The 20,062-nt window shown below is 58.1% G+C and carries 16 protein-coding genes; all 16 read right to left on the reverse strand.

Going from position 1 to position 20,062, the window contains the following annotated elements; translation table 11 throughout:
- Positions 1–24 precede the first annotated feature (24 nt).
- Positions 25–732, reverse strand: coding sequence for a 2-C-methyl-D-erythritol 4-phosphate cytidylyltransferase (gene ispD, locus KGB21_RS10655; RefSeq protein ID WP_034149882.1), 708 nt, complete (start codon positions 730–732; stop codon positions 25–27).
- Positions 729–1,007: a cell division protein FtsB gene (ftsB, locus tag KGB21_RS10660; RefSeq protein WP_008057335.1), complete on the reverse strand. Its 279-nt coding sequence runs from the start codon at positions 1,005–1,007 to the stop codon at positions 729–731. Before ftsB ends, ispD begins: the two co-directional genes overlap by 4 nt.
- Before the next feature lie 170 nt (positions 1,008–1,177).
- Positions 1,178–2,467: a phosphopyruvate hydratase gene (gene eno / locus KGB21_RS10665; RefSeq protein ID WP_053159569.1), complete on the reverse strand. Its 1,290-nt coding sequence runs from the start codon at positions 2,465–2,467 to the stop codon at positions 1,178–1,180.
- Positions 2,468–2,612: 145 nt separating this feature from the next.
- A complete protein-coding gene (gene kdsA, locus KGB21_RS10670; RefSeq protein WP_008057333.1) occupies positions 2,613–3,458 on the reverse strand; it encodes a 3-deoxy-8-phosphooctulonate synthase in 846 nt (281 codons plus the stop codon).
- Between the two features lie 5 nt (positions 3,459–3,463).
- The gene (locus KGB21_RS10675) at positions 3,464–5,095 is read right to left on the reverse strand and encodes a CTP synthase (RefSeq protein ID WP_034149884.1); all 1,632 of its coding nucleotides are present in this window, start codon (positions 5,093–5,095) and stop codon (positions 3,464–3,466) included.
- A gap of 274 nt (positions 5,096–5,369) precedes the next feature.
- Positions 5,370–6,698 (reverse strand): tRNA lysidine(34) synthetase TilS, encoded by a 1,329-nt coding sequence (gene tilS / locus KGB21_RS10680; RefSeq protein ID WP_223505092.1) that lies wholly within the window; start codon positions 6,696–6,698, stop codon positions 5,370–5,372.
- A gap of 132 nt (positions 6,699–6,830) precedes the next feature.
- Positions 6,831–7,778 (reverse strand): acetyl-CoA carboxylase carboxyltransferase subunit alpha, encoded by a 948-nt coding sequence (locus tag KGB21_RS10685; RefSeq protein ID WP_034149886.1) that lies wholly within the window; start codon positions 7,776–7,778, stop codon positions 6,831–6,833.
- Positions 7,779–7,917: 139 nt separating this feature from the next.
- Positions 7,918–11,439 carry a DNA polymerase III subunit alpha gene (gene dnaE, locus KGB21_RS10690; RefSeq protein ID WP_223505093.1) on the reverse strand — a complete coding sequence of 1,174 codons (3,522 nt, stop codon included), beginning with the start codon at positions 11,437–11,439 and terminating at the stop codon, positions 7,918–7,920.
- 76 nt (positions 11,440–11,515) lie between these two features.
- Positions 11,516–12,142, reverse strand: a complete 627-nt coding sequence (gene rnhB, locus KGB21_RS10695; RefSeq protein WP_034149888.1) for a ribonuclease HII — start codon at positions 12,140–12,142, stop codon at positions 11,516–11,518.
- A gap of 11 nt (positions 12,143–12,153) precedes the next feature.
- Entirely contained in the window at positions 12,154–13,284 is a 1,131-nt protein-coding gene (gene lpxB, locus KGB21_RS10700; RefSeq protein WP_034149889.1) for a lipid-A-disaccharide synthase, read from the reverse strand.
- 2 nt (positions 13,285–13,286) lie between these two features.
- A complete protein-coding gene (lpxA, locus tag KGB21_RS10705) occupies positions 13,287–14,063 on the reverse strand; it encodes an acyl-ACP--UDP-N-acetylglucosamine O-acyltransferase (RefSeq protein ID WP_223505094.1) in 777 nt (258 codons plus the stop codon).
- On the reverse strand, positions 14,060–14,500 hold the full coding sequence (gene fabZ / locus KGB21_RS10710; protein ID WP_007907157.1) for a 3-hydroxyacyl-ACP dehydratase FabZ: 441 nt from the start codon (positions 14,498–14,500) through the stop codon (positions 14,060–14,062). Before fabZ ends, lpxA begins: the two co-directional genes overlap by 4 nt.
- Before the next feature lie 108 nt (positions 14,501–14,608).
- Entirely contained in the window at positions 14,609–15,664 is a 1,056-nt protein-coding gene (gene lpxD / locus KGB21_RS10715; protein ID WP_034149891.1) for a UDP-3-O-(3-hydroxymyristoyl)glucosamine N-acyltransferase, read from the reverse strand.
- A 3-nt stretch (positions 15,665–15,667) separates the two neighbouring features.
- The gene (locus KGB21_RS10720) at positions 15,668–16,171 is read right to left on the reverse strand and encodes an OmpH family outer membrane protein (protein ID WP_034149892.1); all 504 of its coding nucleotides are present in this window, start codon (positions 16,169–16,171) and stop codon (positions 15,668–15,670) included.
- 45 nt (positions 16,172–16,216) lie between these two features.
- Entirely contained in the window at positions 16,217–18,604 is a 2,388-nt protein-coding gene (gene bamA, locus KGB21_RS10725; RefSeq protein ID WP_034149893.1) for an outer membrane protein assembly factor BamA, read from the reverse strand.
- Between the two features lie 74 nt (positions 18,605–18,678).
- Positions 18,679–20,031 carry a sigma E protease regulator RseP gene (gene rseP, locus KGB21_RS10730; RefSeq protein WP_034149894.1) on the reverse strand — a complete coding sequence of 451 codons (1,353 nt, stop codon included), beginning with the start codon at positions 20,029–20,031 and terminating at the stop codon, positions 18,679–18,681.
- Between the last annotated feature and the right edge of the window lie 31 nt (positions 20,032–20,062).

Below are 20,062 nucleotides of genomic sequence, written 5' to 3' on the forward strand. Positions count from 1 at the left end.
AGAGCTGCCGAAGGCTGCGATCTTTTAGCGGCGGTTAGCCCAACGCTGACGAAGCCACTCGAGATCTTCGGGGCGCGTGACCTTGATGTTATCGGACCGTCCTTCGATCAGGCGCGGAGCCATGCCAGACCACTCCATCGCCGACGCTTCGTCAGTGATCACTGCATCAGCTACCAAACTGTCCGCCAATGCCCGATGCAACGCACCGAGGCGAAACATCTGCGGCGTGTACGCTTGCCAGATCACGCTGCGGTCCACGGTTTCAACGACACGCCCGCGTTTATCGACCCGTTTGAGCGTGTCCCGCGCCGGAACTGCGAGCAGCCCACCCACCGGATCATCCGCCAGTTCAGCCAGCAACTTGTCGAGATCGTCACGACTGAGATTCGGCCGTGCGGCATCGTGTACCAACACCCAATCCTCATCATCGGCGCCTTGCGCATGCAAATGCAGCAACGCATTGAGCACCGAGCCGGAACGCTCGGAACCGCCCTCGACCCGCGCAATTCGCGCATCGCCGGCACACGCCAGGTTCGGCCAATAGGGATCATCAACAGCAAGACTGACCACCAGACTTTTCAGGCCAGGATGATCAAGGAAACAGCCGAGGCTGTGTTCGAGAATAGTGCGCCCGCCCAGTTGCAAGTATTGCTTGGGACGGTCCGCAGCCATACGGGCACCGACGCCCGCGGCAGGAATCACGGCCCAGAAGGCCGGTAACGTCTGGTTCATTGTGCCAACTGGTAAAGGGTTTCACCGTCCTTGACCATGCCCAACTCGTGGCGAGCCCGCTCTTCAACGGTCTCCATGCCTTTTTTCAACTCGCTGACTTCCGCGTCCATCACCCGATTGCGCTCCAGCAACGTCTGGTTCTCAGCTTGCTGATCGGCAATCTGCTGAGTCAGCTCAGCCACTTGCGCCAGACTGCCATTACCCACCCACAGGCGGTATTGCAGGCCAGCCAGCAACAGGAGCAAGACGAGAAACAACCAATTGGGACTGCGCATCGAATATCAGGTATCCAGTGAAAAAAGACAGCCATACCAAAACATGAAGCTACTGATAGCACGAAGCCTGGATGAACCAGGCTTGTGCTGATAAGGCATCAGATTAGTGGCAAAACCGTCGCCGTAGCGATTTTTCCGACACAATCCGGTGTCTTTTTACCATGTACTGATTAACCGCGGAATTCGCTGCGGCCGTTGTACTTGGCTTTGCCATTCAACTGCTCTTCGATACGCAGCAGTTGGTTGTACTTGGAAACGCGATCGGAACGGCACAGGGAACCGGTCTTGATCTGGCCAGCCGAAGTACCAACAGCCAGGTCGGCAATGGTCGAATCTTCAGTTTCGCCGGAGCGGTGCGAGATCACGGCGGTGTAACCGGCAGCCTTGGCCATCTGGATGGCTTCCAGGGTTTCGGTCAGGGTGCCGATCTGGTTGAACTTGATCAGGATCGAGTTGGCGATCTTTTTGTCGATGCCTTCTTTCAGGATCTTGGTGTTGGTCACGAACAGGTCGTCGCCTACCAGCTGAGTCTTCTCGCCGATCTTGTCGGTGAGGATTTTCCAGCCAGCCCAGTCGGACTCGTCCAGGCCATCTTCGATGGAGATGATCGGGTAACGCTCGGTCAGGCCTTTCAGGTAATCAGCGAAACCTTCAGCGGTGAACACCTGGCCTTCGCCGGACAGGTTGTACTTGCCGTCTTCGTAGAATTCGCTGGCCGCGCAGTCCAGAGCCAGGGTCACGTCAGTGCCCAGCTTGTAGCCAGCGTTGGCTACGGCTTCGGAGATCACTTTCAAAGCGTCTTCGTTGGAAGCCAGGTTTGGTGCGAAACCACCTTCGTCACCGACGGCAGTGCTCAGGCCACGGGCCTTCAGCACGGCTTTGAGGTGGTGGAAAATCTCGGTGCCCATGCGCAGACCTTCCGAGAAAGACTTGGCGCCAACCGGCTGAACCATGAATTCCTGGATGTCGACGTTGTTATCGGCGTGCTCGCCACCGTTGATGATGTTCATCATCGGAACCGGCATCGAGTAAACACCCGGGGTGCCGTTCAGGTTGGCGATGTGAGCGTACAGCGGCAGGTCCTGGTCCTGAGCTGCTGCCTTGGCCGCGGCCAGGGAAACGGCGAGGATGGCGTTGGCGCCCAGGGAGCCTTTGTTTTCAGTACCGTCGAGCTTGATCATCGCCAGATCCAGCGCTTTCTGGTCGCTTGGGTCTGTACCTTTCAACAGGTCGCGGATCGGACCGTTGATGTTGGCTACGGCTTTGAGTACGCCCTTGCCCAGGTAACGGCTCTTGTCGCCATCACGCAGCTCGAGCGCTTCACGCGAGCCAGTGGAAGCACCGGACGGCGCGCAGGCACTGCCGATGATGCCGTTGTCGAGAAGCACGTCCGCTTCCACGGTGGGATTGCCACGGGAGTCGAGAACTTCACGACCTTTGATGTCGACGATTTTAGCCATTGTTGTAAACACTCCAAAGTTGACGAAAACGCTTACTGCTCGATTTATAACTTGTAGGTCACATCCGTAGGAGCCGGCTTGCTGGCGATGGGGCCCGAAAGGACGCTATCGCCAGCAAGCCGGCTCCTACGACCGGATTCCGATGTTACGCGGTTTCTACCGTCGGAAAACTCTTCACCAGTTCGTCCAGAGCTTTGAGCTGGGCCAGGAATGGCTCCAGTTTGTCCAGACGCAAGGCGCAAGGGCCATCGCATTTGGCGTTGTCCGGATCCGGGTGGGCTTCCAGGAACAGGCCGGCCAGGGACTGGCTCATGCCGGCTTTTGCCAGGTCGAGGACCTGAGCGCGGCGACCACCGGCGGAATCGGCACGACCACCCGGCATTTGCAGCGCGTGGGTCACGTCGAAGAACACCGGGTATTCGAACTGCTTCATGATGCCGAAGCCGAGCATGTCGACGACCAGGTTGTTGTAGCCGAAGCTCGAACCGCGCTCGCAGAGGATCAACTGATCGTTACCCGCTTCAACGCACTTGTTCAGGATGTGTTTCATTTCCTGAGGTGCGAGGAACTGGGCTTTCTTGATGTTGATCACCGCGCCGGTCTTGGCCATCGCGACCACGAGGTCGGTCTGGCGCGACAGGAAGGCCGGCAACTGGATGATGTCGCAGACTTCAGCGACGACCGCGGCCTGCTCAGGCTCGTGGACGTCGGTGATGATCGGCACGCCGAAGGCTTGCTTGATGTCCTGGAAAATCCGCATGCCCTCTTCCAGGCCAGGGCCACGGTAAGAGGTCACGGAGGAACGGTTGGCCTTGTCGAAGCTGGCCTTGAACACGTAAGGGATACCCAGTTTCTGGGTAACCTTGACGTATTCTTCGCAGACCTGCATCGCCATGTCGCGGCTTTCCAGCACGTTCATGCCGCCGAACAGCACCATTGGCTTGTCGTTGGCAATCTCGATATCGCCTACGCGGATGATCTTCTGCGCCATAAGGTTCAAGCCTTCTTCTGGTGTTGAGCCAAAGCTGCTTTGACGAAACCGCTGAACAACGGGTGACCGTCGCGAGGTGTCGAAGTGAACTCAGGGTGGAACTGGCAAGCGACGAACCAAGGATGATCCGGTGCTTCAACCACTTCAACCAGCGCGCCGTCACCGGAACGACCGGAGATTTTCAGGCCGGCTTCGATGATTTGCGGCAGCAGGTTGTTGTTCACTTCGTAGCGATGACGGTGACGCTCGACGATCACGTCCTTGCCGTAGCAGCCGTGAACCAGGGAACCCGGCTCCAGCAGGCAGTCCTGCGCACCAAGGCGCATGGTGCCGCCCAGATCGGACGCTTCGGTACGGGTTTCGACGGCGCCGGTGGCATCTTCCCACTCGGTGATCAGGCCCACGACCGGGTGACCGCTTGCACGATCGAACTCGGTGGAGTTGGCGTCTTTCCAGCCCAGCACGTTACGAGCGAACTCGATCACGGCCACTTGCATGCCCAGGCAGATGCCCAGGTATGGAACCTTGTTTTCGCGAGCGTATTGAACGGCGGTGATCTTGCCTTCCACGCCACGCAGACCGAAACCGCCAGGAACGAGGATCGCGTCGACGCCTTCGAGCAACGCAGTACCCTGGTTTTCGATGTCTTCGGAATCGATGTAGCGCAGGTTGACCTTGGTGCGGTTGCTGATGCCGGCGTGACTCATCGCTTCGATCAGCGACTTGTAGGCGTCCAGCAGCTCCATGTACTTGCCGACCATGGCGATGGTGACTTCGTGCTCAGGATTGAGCTTGGCGTCGACCACGGCTTCCCATTCGGACAAATCGGCACCGCCACATTGCAGGCCAAAACGCTCGACGACGAAATCGTCCAGACCCTGGGAGTGCAGAATGCCCGGGATCTTGTAGATGGTGTCGGCGTCTTCCAGCGCGATTACCGCACGTTCTTCAACGTTGGTGAACTGCGCAATCTTGCGACGGGAAGAAATATCGATCGGGTGATCGGAGCGGCAGACCAGCACGTCTGGTTGCAGGCCGATGGAACGCAGTTCCTTGACCGAGTGCTGGGTTGGCTTGGTTTTGGTTTCGCCGGCAGTGGCGATGTACGGCACCAGTGTCAGGTGCATCAGCATCGCGCGCTTGGCGCCGACTTCGAAACGCAGCTGGCGGATGGCTTCGAGGAACGGTTGGGATTCGATGTCACCCACGGTGCCACCGATCTCGACCATTGCCACGTCGGCATCGCCTGCACCCTTGATGATGCGGCGCTTGATTTCGTCGGTGATGTGCGGAATCACCTGGATGGTTGCGCCCAGGTAATCACCACGGCGCTCTTTGCGCAGCACGTGTTCGTAGACACGGCCGGTGGTGAAGTTGTTGTTCTGGGTCATCGTCGTGCGGATGAACCGCTCGTAGTGGCCCAGGTCCAGGTCGGTCTCGGCGCCGTCGTGGGTGACGAACACTTCACCGTGCTGGAACGGGCTCATGGTGCCCGGGTCGACGTTGATGTACGGGTCCAGCTTCAGCATGGTGACCTTAAGTCCCCGCGCCTCCAGGATGGCCGCCAATGATGCCGATGCAATGCCTTTCCCCAATGAAGAAACAACACCGCCCGTGACGAATATGTAGCGCGTCATGAAAAACCCTAGAAGTCTGCGTTAAAGCGGTCCGAGCCGCCGGGGAAAGCGAAGGAAGGCCGAAGCCCCCGATCACCTGCATTAATCACAGTGCACCTTTCAAAAAAACCGCCGCGTTGGGACAGACCGGGAGATGAAACACCGGTACGTTGCTCGCTACACATTTTTTGGAATCGCCCAGCAAAGACTGCTTGGTAATCGGCAACTCCTGCAATTCAGGCGAATCCACAGAAGTTGTATCAAGAAGGGAGCGTAGTCTACCGGAAAGCCCCTTTCAGCTCAAACCTTGATCTTCGCCCGGCGGCTGCCAATGCAAATTCCAGCCACCCATCGGACCACCATCCAGCCCCGGCAGGTTCGCCACCGCCAGCAATTGCTCGCCCTTGTACAGCAGCGGCAATCTGCCGCGCATGAACTGCGGCACTCCGCGCTCGTTCAGCAAACGCTTCAGGTCGCGATGACCACGGCCGGGTAACTCCATCACTTCTCCCCCTTCACGATAGCGGATCTGTAACGGGCCATCGGGGATTTGCCCCTTCAGCGTGAGCACGCCGTTACCGGGCAACACCAGCGGCTGCGCGGGGTCAGGCCACTCTCCAACCGAAATCGCTATACGCAACCAGGTGCCGGACAGCCACCAGATACGATCGCCCGCCCGATGCATTTCCCCATCGGCTAACCGCCAAATGGGTCGCGCATCGCCGGTGGCATCGCGTAAATCCTCCCAACCCGACCAATGGTCGCTATCAGGCAGTCGTGTCAGCGGTTCGAGCCAATGGCTGATCGCGTTGCGCTGACGGGCGGCCGAGAGTTTTTCCAGCGATGCCAGCTCCAGAGAAGGCAGACCCAGCCAATCGAAATCACTGAGGCTGGTCGCTTGTCTCAAATCGATTTGTGCCAACTCATCAAGCAACCCCTGCGCTTCGCTCAGATGCGCAGCGCTACGGGCCATGATTGTGATCGCTTGTGGCCAACGTGCGGTCAATACCGGAAAAATCTGGTGGCGCAGATAGTTTCGCGAGAATTGACGATCCTGATTGGAAGGGTCTTCGATCCAGTTCAACTGATGCCCCGCCGCATAGGCCTCAAGCTCAGCGCGGCTGGCATCAAGCAAAGGGCGCAGCAGATGCCCCTTCCCCAACCGGCGTTGTCGGGGCATCCCTGACAAACCTCTAACACCAGCCCCACGTAGCAGGCGGAACAACAAGGTTTCTGCCTGATCGTCGCGGTGCTGGGCAGTCAGCAACACTTCATTGATTTGAGTGACCTCGGTGAAGGCGCTGTAACGCGCGTCCCGGGCAGCACGCTCAACACTGGCGCCGGGTTGAACCTGCACGCGAATGACCTGTAATGGCACTCCCAGCGATTCGCACACCAACCGACAATGTTCCGGCCACGCATCGGCCACAGTCTGAAGGCCGTGATGGACATGGATGGCGTTTAGCGCAGGCAGGGATTCGGTTTTAGCGAGAGTGGCGAGAAGGTGCAGGAGGACAGTGGAATCAAGGCCACCGGAGAATGCGATATGCCAGGTATTGGCATTGCGCCAGGATTTCAGGTTCAGCAGGATCCTGACAGACAGATCGATATTGGAAGGATTCATAGAGATCGATCACTTCACATAAATCCCCTGTAGGAGCTGCCGCAGGCTGCGATCTTTTGACTTTGATTTTTATAAAACAAGATCAAAAGATCGCAGCCTTCGGCAGCTCCTACAGGGGTACCGCGAGGTCAGTTAGAGACCGTAGCTCATCAGACGATCGTAACGGCGCTTGAGCAGCGCGTCGTTATCGAACTTCTTCAGCATCGCCAGTTGCGAACTCAGCTCGGCACGGATCGAAGCGGCCGCAGCTGCCGGATCACGGTGAGCGCCGCCCAGAGGCTCGCCGATCACTTTGTCGACGATGCCCAGGCCTTTGAGACGCTCGGCAGTAATGCCCATGGCTTCAGCGGCATCCGGTGCTTTCTCGGCGGTTTTCCACAGGATCGAAGCACAACCTTCCGGCGAGATCACCGCGTAGGTCGAATACTGCAGCATGTTCAGCTGATCGCAGACGCCGATGGCCAGTGCACCACCGGAACCACCCTCACCGATAACGGTGGCGATGATTGGGGTTTTCAGGCGAGCCATCACGCGCAGGTTCCAGGCAATCGCTTCGCTCTGGTTGCGCTCTTCAGCGTCGATGCCTGGGTAAGCACCCGGGGTGTCGATGAAGGTCAGGATCGGCATTTTGAAACGTTCGGCCATTTCCATCAGACGGCAGGCCTTGCGGTAGCCTTCCGGACGCGGCATACCGAAGTTGCGGCGAACCTTTTCACGAACTTCGCGACCTTTCTGGTGACCGATCACCATCACTGGCTGATCGTCCAGACGGGCAATACCGCCGACGATGGCGGCATCGTCGGAGAAGTGACGGTCACCATGCAGCTCATCGAACTCGGTGAAGATGTGTTCGATGTAGTCCAGGGTATAGGGACGTTTCGGGTGACGCGCCAGACGCGCGATCTGCCAGCTGGTCAGCTTGCCGAAGATGTCTTCGGTCAGCGTGCTGCTTTTGTCCTGCAGGCGGGAGATCTCATCGCCGATATTCAGCGAATTGTCATTACCGACCAAGCGCAACTCTTCGATCTTGGCTTGCAGGTCGGCGATCGGCTGTTCGAAATCTAGAAAATTCGGGTTCATAGGCGTCCGTCTTGGGTCGACATCCAAAAGAGCTTGGGCCGGCCGGTTGTCTATTCGCGCCCTACCTTAAGGGACAGGCGCGTTCAGGTCGAGATTAAAAATTCAGGTCAAGGTCAGGGCAAACCAATAGCACTGACCGTCAACGGTATTGGAGGAAGACGTTGTCTCGCCCGAACTGGTCACGCAGGGCTTGAATCAACGCATCCGCCGGGTCGATTCGCCAGCCTTCGCCGAACTGCAACAAGGCCTTCGCATCGGGACTGGTGTAGTCCATGGTGATCGGGCACGCACCGCGGTGACGCTTCAACAACTCACCCAGCCAGCGTAGCTGATCGCCCTTGAGATCCTTGGCATGCAGCTTCAAGCGCAGGCTTTCGGCCAGGTTGGTGCGCGCGTCTTCCATGCTCATCACCCGCTTGACCCGCAGCCGCAGGCCGCCGGAGAAGTCGTCGTTGCTGACTTCACCTTCGACCACCACCATCGCATCGGTCTGCAACAGCGATTGCGCGGAATGGAACGCATCGGCGAACAGCGACGCTTCGATTCGCCCCGAACGGTCGTCGAGGGTGATGAAGCCCATCTTGTCGCCCTTTTTGTTCTTCATGACGCGCAGGGCGATGATCATACCGGCGACGGTCTGGGTATCGCGCGCCGGCTTCAGGTCGATGATGCGCTGACGGGCGAAACGGCGGATTTCACCTTCGTATTCGTCGATCGGGTGACCGGTCAGGTACAGGCCCAAGGTGTCTTTCTCGCCTTTCAGGCGTTCCTTGAGCGTCAGTTCCTTGGCCTTGCGATGGTTGGCGTAAACGTCGGCGTCTTCTTCTACGAACAGGCCGCCAAACAAGTCGGCATGGCCGCTGTCGTGGGTTCGGGCGGTTTGTTCGGCAGCCTTGATTGCCTCTTCCATCGCGGTCAGCAACACCGCGCGATTGCGGTCGATGTTGGCCTGATAGGCTTTCGGCTCGTCATGGAAATACGGACCGAGACGATCCAGCGCTCCGCTGCGGATCAAGCCGTCGAGAGTCCGCTTGTTGATGCGCTTGAGGTCAACCCGGGCGCAGAAGTCGAAGAGGTCCTTGAACGGGCCTTTCTGACGCGCCTCGGTGATCGCCTCGACCGGGCCTTCGCCCACACCCTTGATCGCGCCCAGACCGTAAATAATCCGGCCTTCGTCGTTTACCGTGAACTTGAATTCGGAAGTGTTCACGTCCGGCGCGTCGAGACGCAGCTTCATCGTGCGCACTTCTTCGATCAAGGTCACGACCTTGTCGGTGTTGTGCATATCCGCCGACAGTACCGCGGCCATGAACGGCGCCGGGTAGTGCGCTTTCAGCCACGCGGTCTGGTACGACACCAGGCCGTAAGCGGCGGAGTGGGATTTGTTGAAGCCGTAACCGGCGAACTTTTCTACGAGGTCGAAAATGTTACCGGCCAGGTCGGCGTCGATATTGTTGGTGGCGCAACCTTCAATGAAACCGCCGCGCTGCTTGGCCATTTCCTCGGGTTTTTTCTTACCCATGGCCCGACGGAGCATGTCCGCGCCGCCGAGGGTGTAGCCGGCCATGACCTGGGCAATCTGCATCACCTGTTCTTGATACAGGATGATGCCGTAGGTCGGGGCCAATACTGGCTTCAGGCCTTCGTACTGGTAGTCCGAGTGCGGGTACGCCAGTTCGGCGCGACCGTGCTTACGGTTGATGAAGTCGTCCACCATGCCCGATTGCAGCGGGCCCGGACGGAACAGTGCCACCAGTGCGATCAAGTCTTCCAGGCAGTCGGGCTTGAGCTTTTTGATCAGCTCTTTCATGCCGCGGGACTCGAGCTGGAACACGGCCGTGGTTTCGGCTTTTTGCAGCAGTGAATAGGTCGGTTTGTCGTCCAACGGGATGAACGCGATGTCCAGCGGCGGCTCGTTGACCTTGGCGCGGTCGCGGTTGATGGTTTTCAGCGCCCAGTCGATGATCGTCAGGGTCCGCAGGCCGAGGAAGTCGAACTTCACCAGACCAGCCGCTTCAACGTCGTCCTTGTCGAACTGGGTTACCAGGCCATCGCCCGCTTCGTCACAATAGATCGGCGAAAAGTCGGTCAGCTTGGTCGGCGCAATAACCACACCACCGGCGTGCTTGCCGACGTTACGCACAACGCCTTCAAGCTTGCGGGCCATCTCCCAGATTTCCGCGGCTTCTTCATCGACCTTGATGAAGTCGCGCAGAATTTCTTCCTGCTCGTAAGCCTTTTCCAGGGTCATGCCGACTTCGAACGGGATCATCTTCGACAGACGATCCGCCAGGCCATAGGACTTGCCCTGCACCCGCGCCACATCTCGCACCACCGCTTTCGCGGCCATGGAACCGAAGGTGATGATCTGGCTCACAGCGTTGCGGCCGTACTTCTCGGCCACGTAGTCGATTACCCGGTCACGACCGTCCATACAGAAGTCGACGTCGAAGTCGGGCATGGAGACCCGTTCCGGGTTAAGGAAACGTTCGAACAGCAGGTCATATTCCAGCGGATCGAGGTCGGTGATCTTCTGAACATAGGCCACCAGCGACCCGGCACCCGACCCCCGGCCTGGACCGACCGGCACGCCGTTGTTCTTGGCCCATTGGATAAAGTCCATCACGATCAGGAAGTAACCGGGGAAGCCCATCTGGATAATGATATCCAGCTCGAAATTCAGCCGATCGACATAGACCTGGCGCTTGGCTTCGTAGTCTTCGGTGGTGTCCTTGGGCAGCAGAACGCTAAGCCGCTCCTCCAGACCGTCGAACGACACCTTGCGGAAGTATTCGTCGATGGTCATGCCATCGGGAATCGGGAAGTTGGGCAGGAAGTGCGTGCCCAGTTTTACTTCAATGTTGCAGCGCTTGGCGATCTCGACGGTGTTTTCCAGCGCTTCGGGAATGTCGCTGAACAGCTCGGCCATTTCCTCGGCACTTTTGAGGTATTGCTGATCGCTGTAGTTTTTCGAGCGCCGCGGATCGTCGAGGGCGCGGCCCTCACCGATGCAAACGCGGGTTTCGTGAGCGGCGAAGTCTTCCTGCTTGATGAAGCGCACATCGTTGGTCGCGACCAGCGGCGCGCCGATCTTCTCGGCCAAAGCCACGGCGCCATGCAGTTGCTCTTCATCGTTGGGGCGGTTGGTGCGCTGGATCTCCAAATAGAAACGGTCCGGAAACACGTCCATCCATTCGCGGGCCAGGGTTTCCGCTTCCGCCGGGTTGCCGCTGAGCATGGCCTGGCCGATTTCGCCCTCTTTCGCTGCCGACAGCATGATCAAGCCTGCGTTGGCTTCAGCGACCCATTCGCGCTCAATGATGATCGCGCCATTGCGCTGGCCATCGATGAAGCCGCGGGAAATCAGCTCGGTGAGGTTGCGATAGCCTTCGGCATTCATCACCAGCAGGCTGATCCGGCTCAGGGGGTTATCCGGATCCTTGTTCGACAGCCACAGGTCGGCGCCGCAGATCGGCTTGATCCCTGCACCCATGGCGTTTTTATAGAATTTGACCAGGGAACACATGTTGTTCTGGTCGGTGACCGCAACGGCAGGCATGTTCATGCCGACCAGGGTCTTGACCAGCGGTTTGATCCGCACCAGACCGTCGACCAGGGAGTATTCAGTGTGCAGGCGTAGATGAACGAATGAAGCCGGCATAGTGATCCTGCGTTAAGTCATGAAAACAACAAGGCCCGGATTGTACCGGGCCTTGGTAGAAAAAATCAGCCTGCGATTAACTCTCGACCAGACTCTCGCGAGCTTCGTAAGCAAGGCGTACCGGGGCAAACGAACGCCGGTGAATCGGGGTCGGGCCCAGGCGTGCCAGTGCTTCCAGATGAACGGGCGTCGGGTAGCCTTTGTGGCCGCCGATGCCGTAGCCTGGATAGATCAATTCGAAAGCAGACATTTCACGATCACGGCTGACCTTCGCGAGAATCGACGCTGCTGCAATGGCAGGGACCTTGCTGTCGCCTTTAACCACGGCTTCCGCGCGCATTGGCAGTTTCGGGCAGCGGTTGCCGTCGATCATCGCCAGTTTCGGCTGGATGTGCAGCCCGGCAATGGCGCGCTGCATGGCCAGCATGGTCGCGTGGAGGATGTTCAGCTCGTCGATCTCTTCGACTTCCGCCCGTGCAATGCACCAACTCAGCGCTTTTTCGCAGATCTCGTCGTAGAGCTTTTCGCGACGGGCTTCGGTGAGTTTCTTCGAGTCGTTCAAACCGAGAATCGGACGGTTCGGGTCAAGGATCACAGCCGCCGTCACCACAGCTCCACAGAGCGGGCCGCGACCGACTTCATCGACACCGGCAACCAATTCTTCGACTTCAGCGACCAAGGTGAAATCCAGCCCCATCTGCATGCTTGTCTTACTCATTTTACTTGGCCGATCAGGTTCAGCACTGCATCCGCAGCCTGGTTGGAGGCATCCAGACGAAGGGTCCGGTGAATTTCATCAAAACCGCGGGTTTGCTCTTCACCGCCCTCAATCAGCGGTGACAGGGTTTGCGCCAGCGCTTCGACCGTCGCCTCGTCCTGCAGCAACTCGGGCACCAACAGGCGCTGGGCCAGCAGGTTCGGCAAGGAAACGTAGGGGCTTTTCACCATGCGCTTGAGAATCCAGAACGTCAGCGGCGCAAGGCGATAGGCAACGACCATCGGCCGTTTGTACAGCAAGGCTTCAAGGGTTGCGGTTCCAGAAGCAATCAACACGGCGTCGCAGGCAGCCAGCGCCAGGTGCGACTTGCCATCGAGCAGGGTCAGCGGCAGATCGCGACCAGCGAGCAACTCTTCGAGCTGCGCACGACGCTGCGGATTGGCGCAAGGCACGATAAAACGCACACCCGGACGCAGTGCCCGCAGGCGTTGCGCCGTATCGAGAAATAACGCACCGAGACGACCCACTTCGCCGCCACGACTGCCGGGCATCAGCGCAACCAACGGCCCATCAGGCAATCCCAGTTCAGCCCGCGCAGCAGCGCGGTCAGCTTCGAGCGGAATGGCATCGGCCAGGGTGTGCCCGACAAACCGCACCGGTACGCCTTTCTCTTCGTAGAATTTCGCTTCGAAGGGGAACAGCGTAAGCATCAAGTCGCAACCTTCGCGAATCTTCAACACCCGCTTCTGCCGCCAGGCCCAGACCGACGGACTGACGTAATGCACGGTCTTGATCCCGGCCTGACGCAGCTTGAGTTCGATATTGAGGTTGAAGTCCGGGGCATCGATGCCGATGAACACGTCCGGCTTCGCAGCGATCAGGTCCGCGACCAGTTTCTTGCGCCGTGCCAGCAACTCGCGCAACCGGCCAAGTACTTCCACCAGGCCCATGACCGACAGGCGCTCCATGGGAAAATACGAAGTCAGGCCTTCAGCCTGCATCAATGGACCACCGACACCGATGAACTCGACTGCCGAGTGCTGAGCCTTGAGTGCACGCATCAGCCCCGCGCCCAGAATGTCGCCGGAAGCCTCACCCGCCACCAGCGCAATACGCAGATTGGCCATGATTAGCGGGTGATGCCGCGGGTCGATGACTGGATGGAGTCGCGGAACACTGCAACTTCCGGGAACTGGATCGACGGTTCGGCCAGTTCGGCGAGTGCCTGCTCAACGGTCAGACCCTGGCGGTAAACCACCTTGTAGGCGCGACGCAGAGCGTGGATCGCATCTTCGCTGAAACCGCGACGGCGCATGCCTTCGAAGTTCATGCTGCGAGCTTCGGCCGGGTTGCCGAACACCGTGACGTACGCTGGTACGTCCTTGCCAATGGCTGTGCCCATGCCGGAAAAGCTGTGGGCGCCGATATGGCAATACTGGTGGACCAGGGTAAAGCCGGACAGGATCGCCCAGTCTTCAACGTGCACGTGGCCAGCCAAAGCGGTGTTATTGACCAGAATGCAATGGTTGCCGATAACGCTGTCGTGGCCAATGTGGGCATAGGCCATGATCAGGTTGTGATCGCCCAGGGTGGTTTCCGAACGATCCTGAATGGTCCCACGGTGAATCGTCACGCCTTCGCGAATGACGTTGTGGTCACCAATCACCAGGCGCGTTTCTTCTCCTTTGTATTTCAGATCTGGCGTGTCCTCACCTACCGAGGAGAACTGGTAGATGCGGTTGTTCTTACCGATCCGGGTCGGGCCCTTTAGGATCACGTGTGGCCCGATCACTGTTCCCTCGCCGATTTCCACACCTGCGCCGATGATCGACCACGGGCCGACCTCGACACCGTCGGCCAGGACGGCCGTCGGATCGATGATTGCGCGAGGGTCAATCAAACTCATAGTTTGCGTTCCGCACAGATGATTTCAGCGGAGCAGACTGGTTTGCCGTCGACCGAAGCCTGGCATTCGAACTTCCAGATCTGACGCTTGCAGCTCAGGAACTTCGCTTCAAGGATCAACTGATCGCCCGGCAACACCGGCTGGCGGAAGCGCAGCTTGTCGGAGCCGACAAAGTAGTAAAGGGTGCCGTCGGCCGGTTTCACGTCGAGCATTTTGAAACCAAGGATCCCGGCAGCCTGAGCCATCGCTTCGATGATCAGCACGCCCGGCATGATTGGATGCGCAGGGAAGTGACCATTGAAGAACGGTTCGTTGATGCTGACATTCTTGTAGGCGCGAATGCGCTTGCCTTCCACATCCAGATCCACGACCCGGTCCACCAGCAGGAACGGGTAACGGTGAGGCAGGTATTCGCGAATCTCGTTGATGTCCATCATTTCGGGGGGAAGCCTATGTAAAGATTGGGAGCGCGCGACTGACGCGCACTCCTCTAGCAAATCAAGGACGCAGTCTAGCGGCTGTGCACACTTGATATGGAAATGGTATCAGCCATCTGATGAAGCATTACCGTCAGGGGTCACTTCCCCTACTTGCTTTTCCAGCTGTCGCAAACGCCGCGCGATGTCATCGAGCTGACGGATACGTGCCGCGCTTTTGCGCCACTCGGCTGCCGGTTGCATCGCCGTACCGGAAGAATAGGCGCCCGGCTCGGTAATCGAGTGGGTCACCATGGTCATCCCGGTGATGAAAACGTTGTCGCAAATATCGATATGCCCCACCAGCCCTACGCCACCGGCGAGCATGCAATGCTTGCCGATTTTGGTGCTGCCGGATATTCCCACGCACGCGGCCATGGCGGTGTGATCACCGACCTGGACGTTATGGGCGATCTGAATCTGGTTGTCGAGCTTCACGCCGTTGCCAATGATGGTATCGGCCAATGCGCCACGGTCGATGGCGGTATTCACGCCAATCTCCACGTCGTCGCCAACCAGCACGCCACCGATCTGGGCAATTTTCTGCCAGATGCCCTTCTCGTTGGCAAAGCCGAAACCTTCGCCACCGAGCACGGCCCCGGACTGGATCACCACCCGCTTGCCGACGCGTACGTCGTGATACAGCGTGACACGTGGTGCGAGCCAGCCACCTTCGCCGATGACGCTACGGGCGCCGATGAAACAATGCGCGCCCACGGTCGTACCAGCAGCCACATGCGCCCCGCTTTCGATGACCACGAAGGCACCGATACTCGCCGCAGGATCAATGACTGCGTCTGGCGCAATGACCGCCGACGGATGAATACCCGGGGCTGCCTTTGGCTTGGGATCGAACAGGTGAGAAATACGAGCGTAGGCGGCGTAAGGATCAGGCACCACCAGCGCGTCCCCGGCAAACCCCTCGGCGTCAGCGGCTTTCAGCAACAGAGCTGCAGCCTGACAACCTGGCAGGTATTTACGGTATTGGGGATTTGCCAGAAAGCTCAACTGAGCTGGGCCAGCCTCCTGCAAGGTGGCTAGCCCAGTAATTGCTTTTTCCGGGTCGCCACGCAGTGTGGCGCCGAGGAACTCGGCCAACTGGCCGAGCTTGATAGTCGCGGTCATGGATTACTTCAGCTGATTCATGCGCTCGATAACCTGGCGCGTGATGTCGTACTGAGGCTTGACATCAATCACTGCGCCACGCTCGAAGACCAGGTCAAAAGCACCTTTCTTGATGACTTCTTCCACAGCGCTGTCCAGTTTCGGCTTGAGCTGCTTCAGCATTTCACGGTCAGCAACGGCTTTGGCTTCGTTCAGTTCCTTGGACTGGAACTGGAAGTCACGGGCCTTTTGCTTGAATTCAAGTTCCAGACGCTCACGCTCGCCTTGCTGCATTTTGTCGCCACCGGCCATCAGACGGTCCTGAATGCCCTTGGCGCTGCTTTCCAGCGTCTTGAGCTTGGACAGTTGAGGACCGAATTTTTTCTCGGCATCCACGGCGTACTTCTTGGCCGCATCGGATTCCAGCAGCGCCATCTGATAGTTCAGCACGGCAATTTTCATGTCGGCAAATGCCGGGCCCGCTACCAGTAGGGAAGCCAGGAGAACCAATTGAGTCAACTTACGCACGATGCACTCCTACAAAATTCATTGTCGTTATCTTGGGTCAGACGCTTAGAACGTCTGGCCGAGGGAGAATTGGAACACTTGAGTTTCAGCGTCATCCGGTTTCTTGACTGGCATGGCCAACGCAAAACTCAGAGGACCCAGTGCGGTGACCCAGGTCACACCCACACCGACGGAACTGGCCATGTTGCTCAGACTGATGTCGTTGCACTTGGTGTTGGACTTCGTGCCATCGGCGTTAACTGTATCCGAGCACGAGGAGTCGAATACGTTACCCACATCCCAGAATACCGAAGTGCGCAGGGATCGTTGATCCTTGATGAACGGCAGCGGGAACAGCACTTCAACACCACCCTGGATCAGGACGTTACCACCGAATGGCAGAGGATCCTGGTCCGGGTCAAATTGAGTACCCGCATTGCCCGTAACAAGTTGACCACGGCTCGGGGTACTGCGTGGACCCAGCGTGCTGTCCTTGAAGCCACGAACCGAGTTGAAACCACCAGCATAGTAGTTTTCATAGAATGGCAAGCCATCGGTCGAACCGTAGCCATCGCCATAACCCAATTCGGTATGCAGGCGCATGGTGTAGTTTTCGCTCAAAGGCTGGAACAACTGGCCACGGTAATCGAGCTTGAAGAACGACAGGTCGCTGCCCGGCGTAGTGGTTTCCAGCACCAGGCTTTGGGAATGACCACGGGTCGCGAGTACGCCTTTGTTCAGGGTCGATTCGGACCAGCCGGCCGAAGCCTTGAAGTTCAGGTACTTGTCGCCTTCCTTGTCAACGAAGTCGAAGATTTCATCAACGGTGTACACACCCGTCTTGATCTCGTCCTGCTGGGCAGTCAGACCGAAGGTCAGGCGCGAAGTCTCGCTGATCGGGTAACCGACGCTCACGCCCGCACCCAGGCTGTCTACGGCATAGCTGGCTACGTCGACATCAAGATCGTCATAGTCGGTGGTGCGGTAGAAGGCGTTGTAACCGAGGCTCACACCATCAGCAGTCCAGTAGGGGTCGACATAACCGAAGTTATAACGGCTCTGGTATTCGCTACGGGTCAGGCCGATGCTGACCTTGTTACCGGTACCGAGGAAGTTGTTCTGGGTGATCGAACCACCAAGGATCAGACCCGCGCTCTGGGCGAAACCGACGCTGGCGGTAATCGAACCGGAGGCTTGCTCTTCAACGCTGTAGTTGACATCAACCTGGTCATCAACGCCCGGTACTGCCGGGGTTTCAACGTTGACTTCCTTGAAGAAGCCCAAACGCTCCAGACGAGTCTTGGATTGGTCGATCAGGTAAGTTGAAGCCCAACCACCTTCCATCTGACGCATTTCACGACGCAGCACTTCGTCTTCCGACTTGGTGTTGCCACGGAAATTGATGCGGTTCACGTAGGCACGCTTGCCGGGATCGACAGCGAACATGATGTCCACGGTGTGATCTTCATCATGAGGCTGTGGCACACCGTTGACGTTGGCGAAGGTGTAACCCTCGTTACCCAGACGACGGGTGATCAATTCGGAGGTGGTGGTCATCAGCTTGCGCGAGAACACCTGGCCTTTCTGGACCAGCAGCAGGGACTTGACCTGGTCTTCAGGGACTTTCAGGTCGCCGCTCAACTTCACGTCACGAACGGTGTACTTGTCACCTTCGTTGATGTTGACGGTGATATAGACGTGCTTCTTGTCCGGGGTGATGGACACCTGGGTAGAGGCGATATCCATGTTGATATAGCCGCGATCCAGATAATAGGAACGCAGACGCTCCAGGTCGCCGGAGAGTTTTTCACGGGCGTACTTGTCGTCGTTCTTGAAGAACGACAGCCAGTTGGTGGTCTTGAGTTCGAACAGGTCGATCAGGTCTTCATCAGGGAAGACCGTGTTGCCCACCACGTTGATGTGCTGGATAGCCGCAACGGTGCCTTCGTTGATGTTGACCTTCAAACCTACGCGGTTACGCGGCTGTGGCACCACTTCGGTGTCCACAGTGGCCGAGTAGCGACCCTGAGCGACGTACTGGCGTTGCAGCTCGTTACGTACACCTTCGAGGGTGGCGCGCTGGAAGATCTCGCCTTCGGCCAGACCGGACTGCTTCAGGCCCTTCATCAGGTCTTCAGTAGAGATCGCCTTGTTACCTTCGATCTCGATACTGGCGACCGACGGACGCTCGACTACAGTGATTACCAGGACGTTGCCATCACGGCCCAGCTGGATATCTTGAAAGAAACCGGTTTTGAACAACGCACGAGTGGATTCCACCAGGCGACGATCATCCGCCTGTTCACCGACGTTCAACGGCAAAGCACCAAAGACGCTACCCGCGGAGACCCGCTGGAGGCCATTGACGCGAATATCAGAGATAGTGAAGGACTCGGCGTGAACTTCGGCGATCATCAATACGGTGAGAACCGCAGTTAGCAGCAGACGTTTCATGAAGTCCTTTCTTATTCCAACTGGCAATAAACAAACTGCCGCAAAATGCGGCAGATTCGCAATTCAGCGAAGTGTTACAGACGACCCAGATCATTGACCAAAGCGAGCAACATCACTCCGACCACCAAACTGATACCGATCTGTATCCCCCAACCCTGCACCCGATCCGACAAGGGACGACCACGCGCCCACTCGATCAGATAAAACAACAAATGCCCCCCATCCAGCACAGGAATGGGCAGCAAATTCAGAACGCCCAAGCTAATACTCAGATAAGCAAGGAAATTCAGGAAATCAGCAACACCCGACTGGGCCGAAGCGCCCGCCACTTTAGCAATGGTTATCGGTCCACTCAAGTTTTTTACCGAGAGCTCGCCGAACAACATTTTCTTCAGCGAATCGAGGGTCAGAACGCTCATGGTCCAAGTGCGTCGAGCCCCCTCCCCAATCGCGGCCATAGGACCGTAGCTGACCTCGCGAATCATCTCCGGTGGCCAATCGACAGCTTTTACCCCCGCGCCCAAATAACCACTCGGCGTCTTCTTGTCGCCACGTGCAGCCAGCGTGACAGGGACGTCGATTTGAGCACCATCACGCTCCACCCGCAGCATGATTTTGGTATCAGGATGCATACGGACGGTATCGACCACCTGCTGCCAGTCATCCAGCGACTTGCCATCAAGCGCCAGCAAGCGATCACCGGTTTTCAGGCCGGCAGCCTGGGCTGGGCCTTTCGAATCAAGCTCAGCCAGGACCGGCGGCAATGCCGGACGCCATGGACGGATACCCAGCGAGCGAATCGGATCCGGCTCATCAGCCCCCTTGAGCCATTTATCCAGCGCGAGCTCACGGGGTGAATCAACCGTGGAACCCTGATCACGTACCAACACCTGCAGGGAACCACTTTCCCCAAGTCGACGGACCAATTGCAAATTTACCGCAGCCCAGCCGGAAGTCGGCTCGCCGTCGATTGAAATAATTTCCTGACCGGCGTTCAAACCGGCCTTGGCGGCGATACTGCCGGACTCTACAGCACCAATGACAGGACGCACCTGCTCGGTGCCGAGCATGGCCAACACCCAGAAAAACGCCATTGCCAGCAGAAAGTTGGCGACCGGCCCTGCCGCCACGATGGCAATACGCTGGCGTACCGATTTGCGATTGAAGGATTGATCGAGCTGATCGGCCGGCACTTCGCCTTCACGCTCGTCGAGCATCTTTACGTAGCCACCCAACGGAATGGCAGCCACCACGAATTCGGTGCCTTTCTTGTCGTGCCAACGCAGCAACGGCATCCCGAAGCCTACGGAAAAGCGCAGCACTTTGACCCCACAGCGACGCGCGACCCAGAAATGGCCGAACTCGTGGAAGGTAACCAGCACACCCAGAGCCACCAGGGTGCCGACAATCATATAGAGCGCGCTCATTTACTTTCTCCGCATTCCTATCTGGTGCTGC

The organism is Pseudomonas sp. GL-RE-29 (assembly GCF_019947275.1).
GTDB lineage: Bacteria > Pseudomonadota > Gammaproteobacteria > Pseudomonadales > Pseudomonadaceae > Aquipseudomonas > Aquipseudomonas fluorescens_A.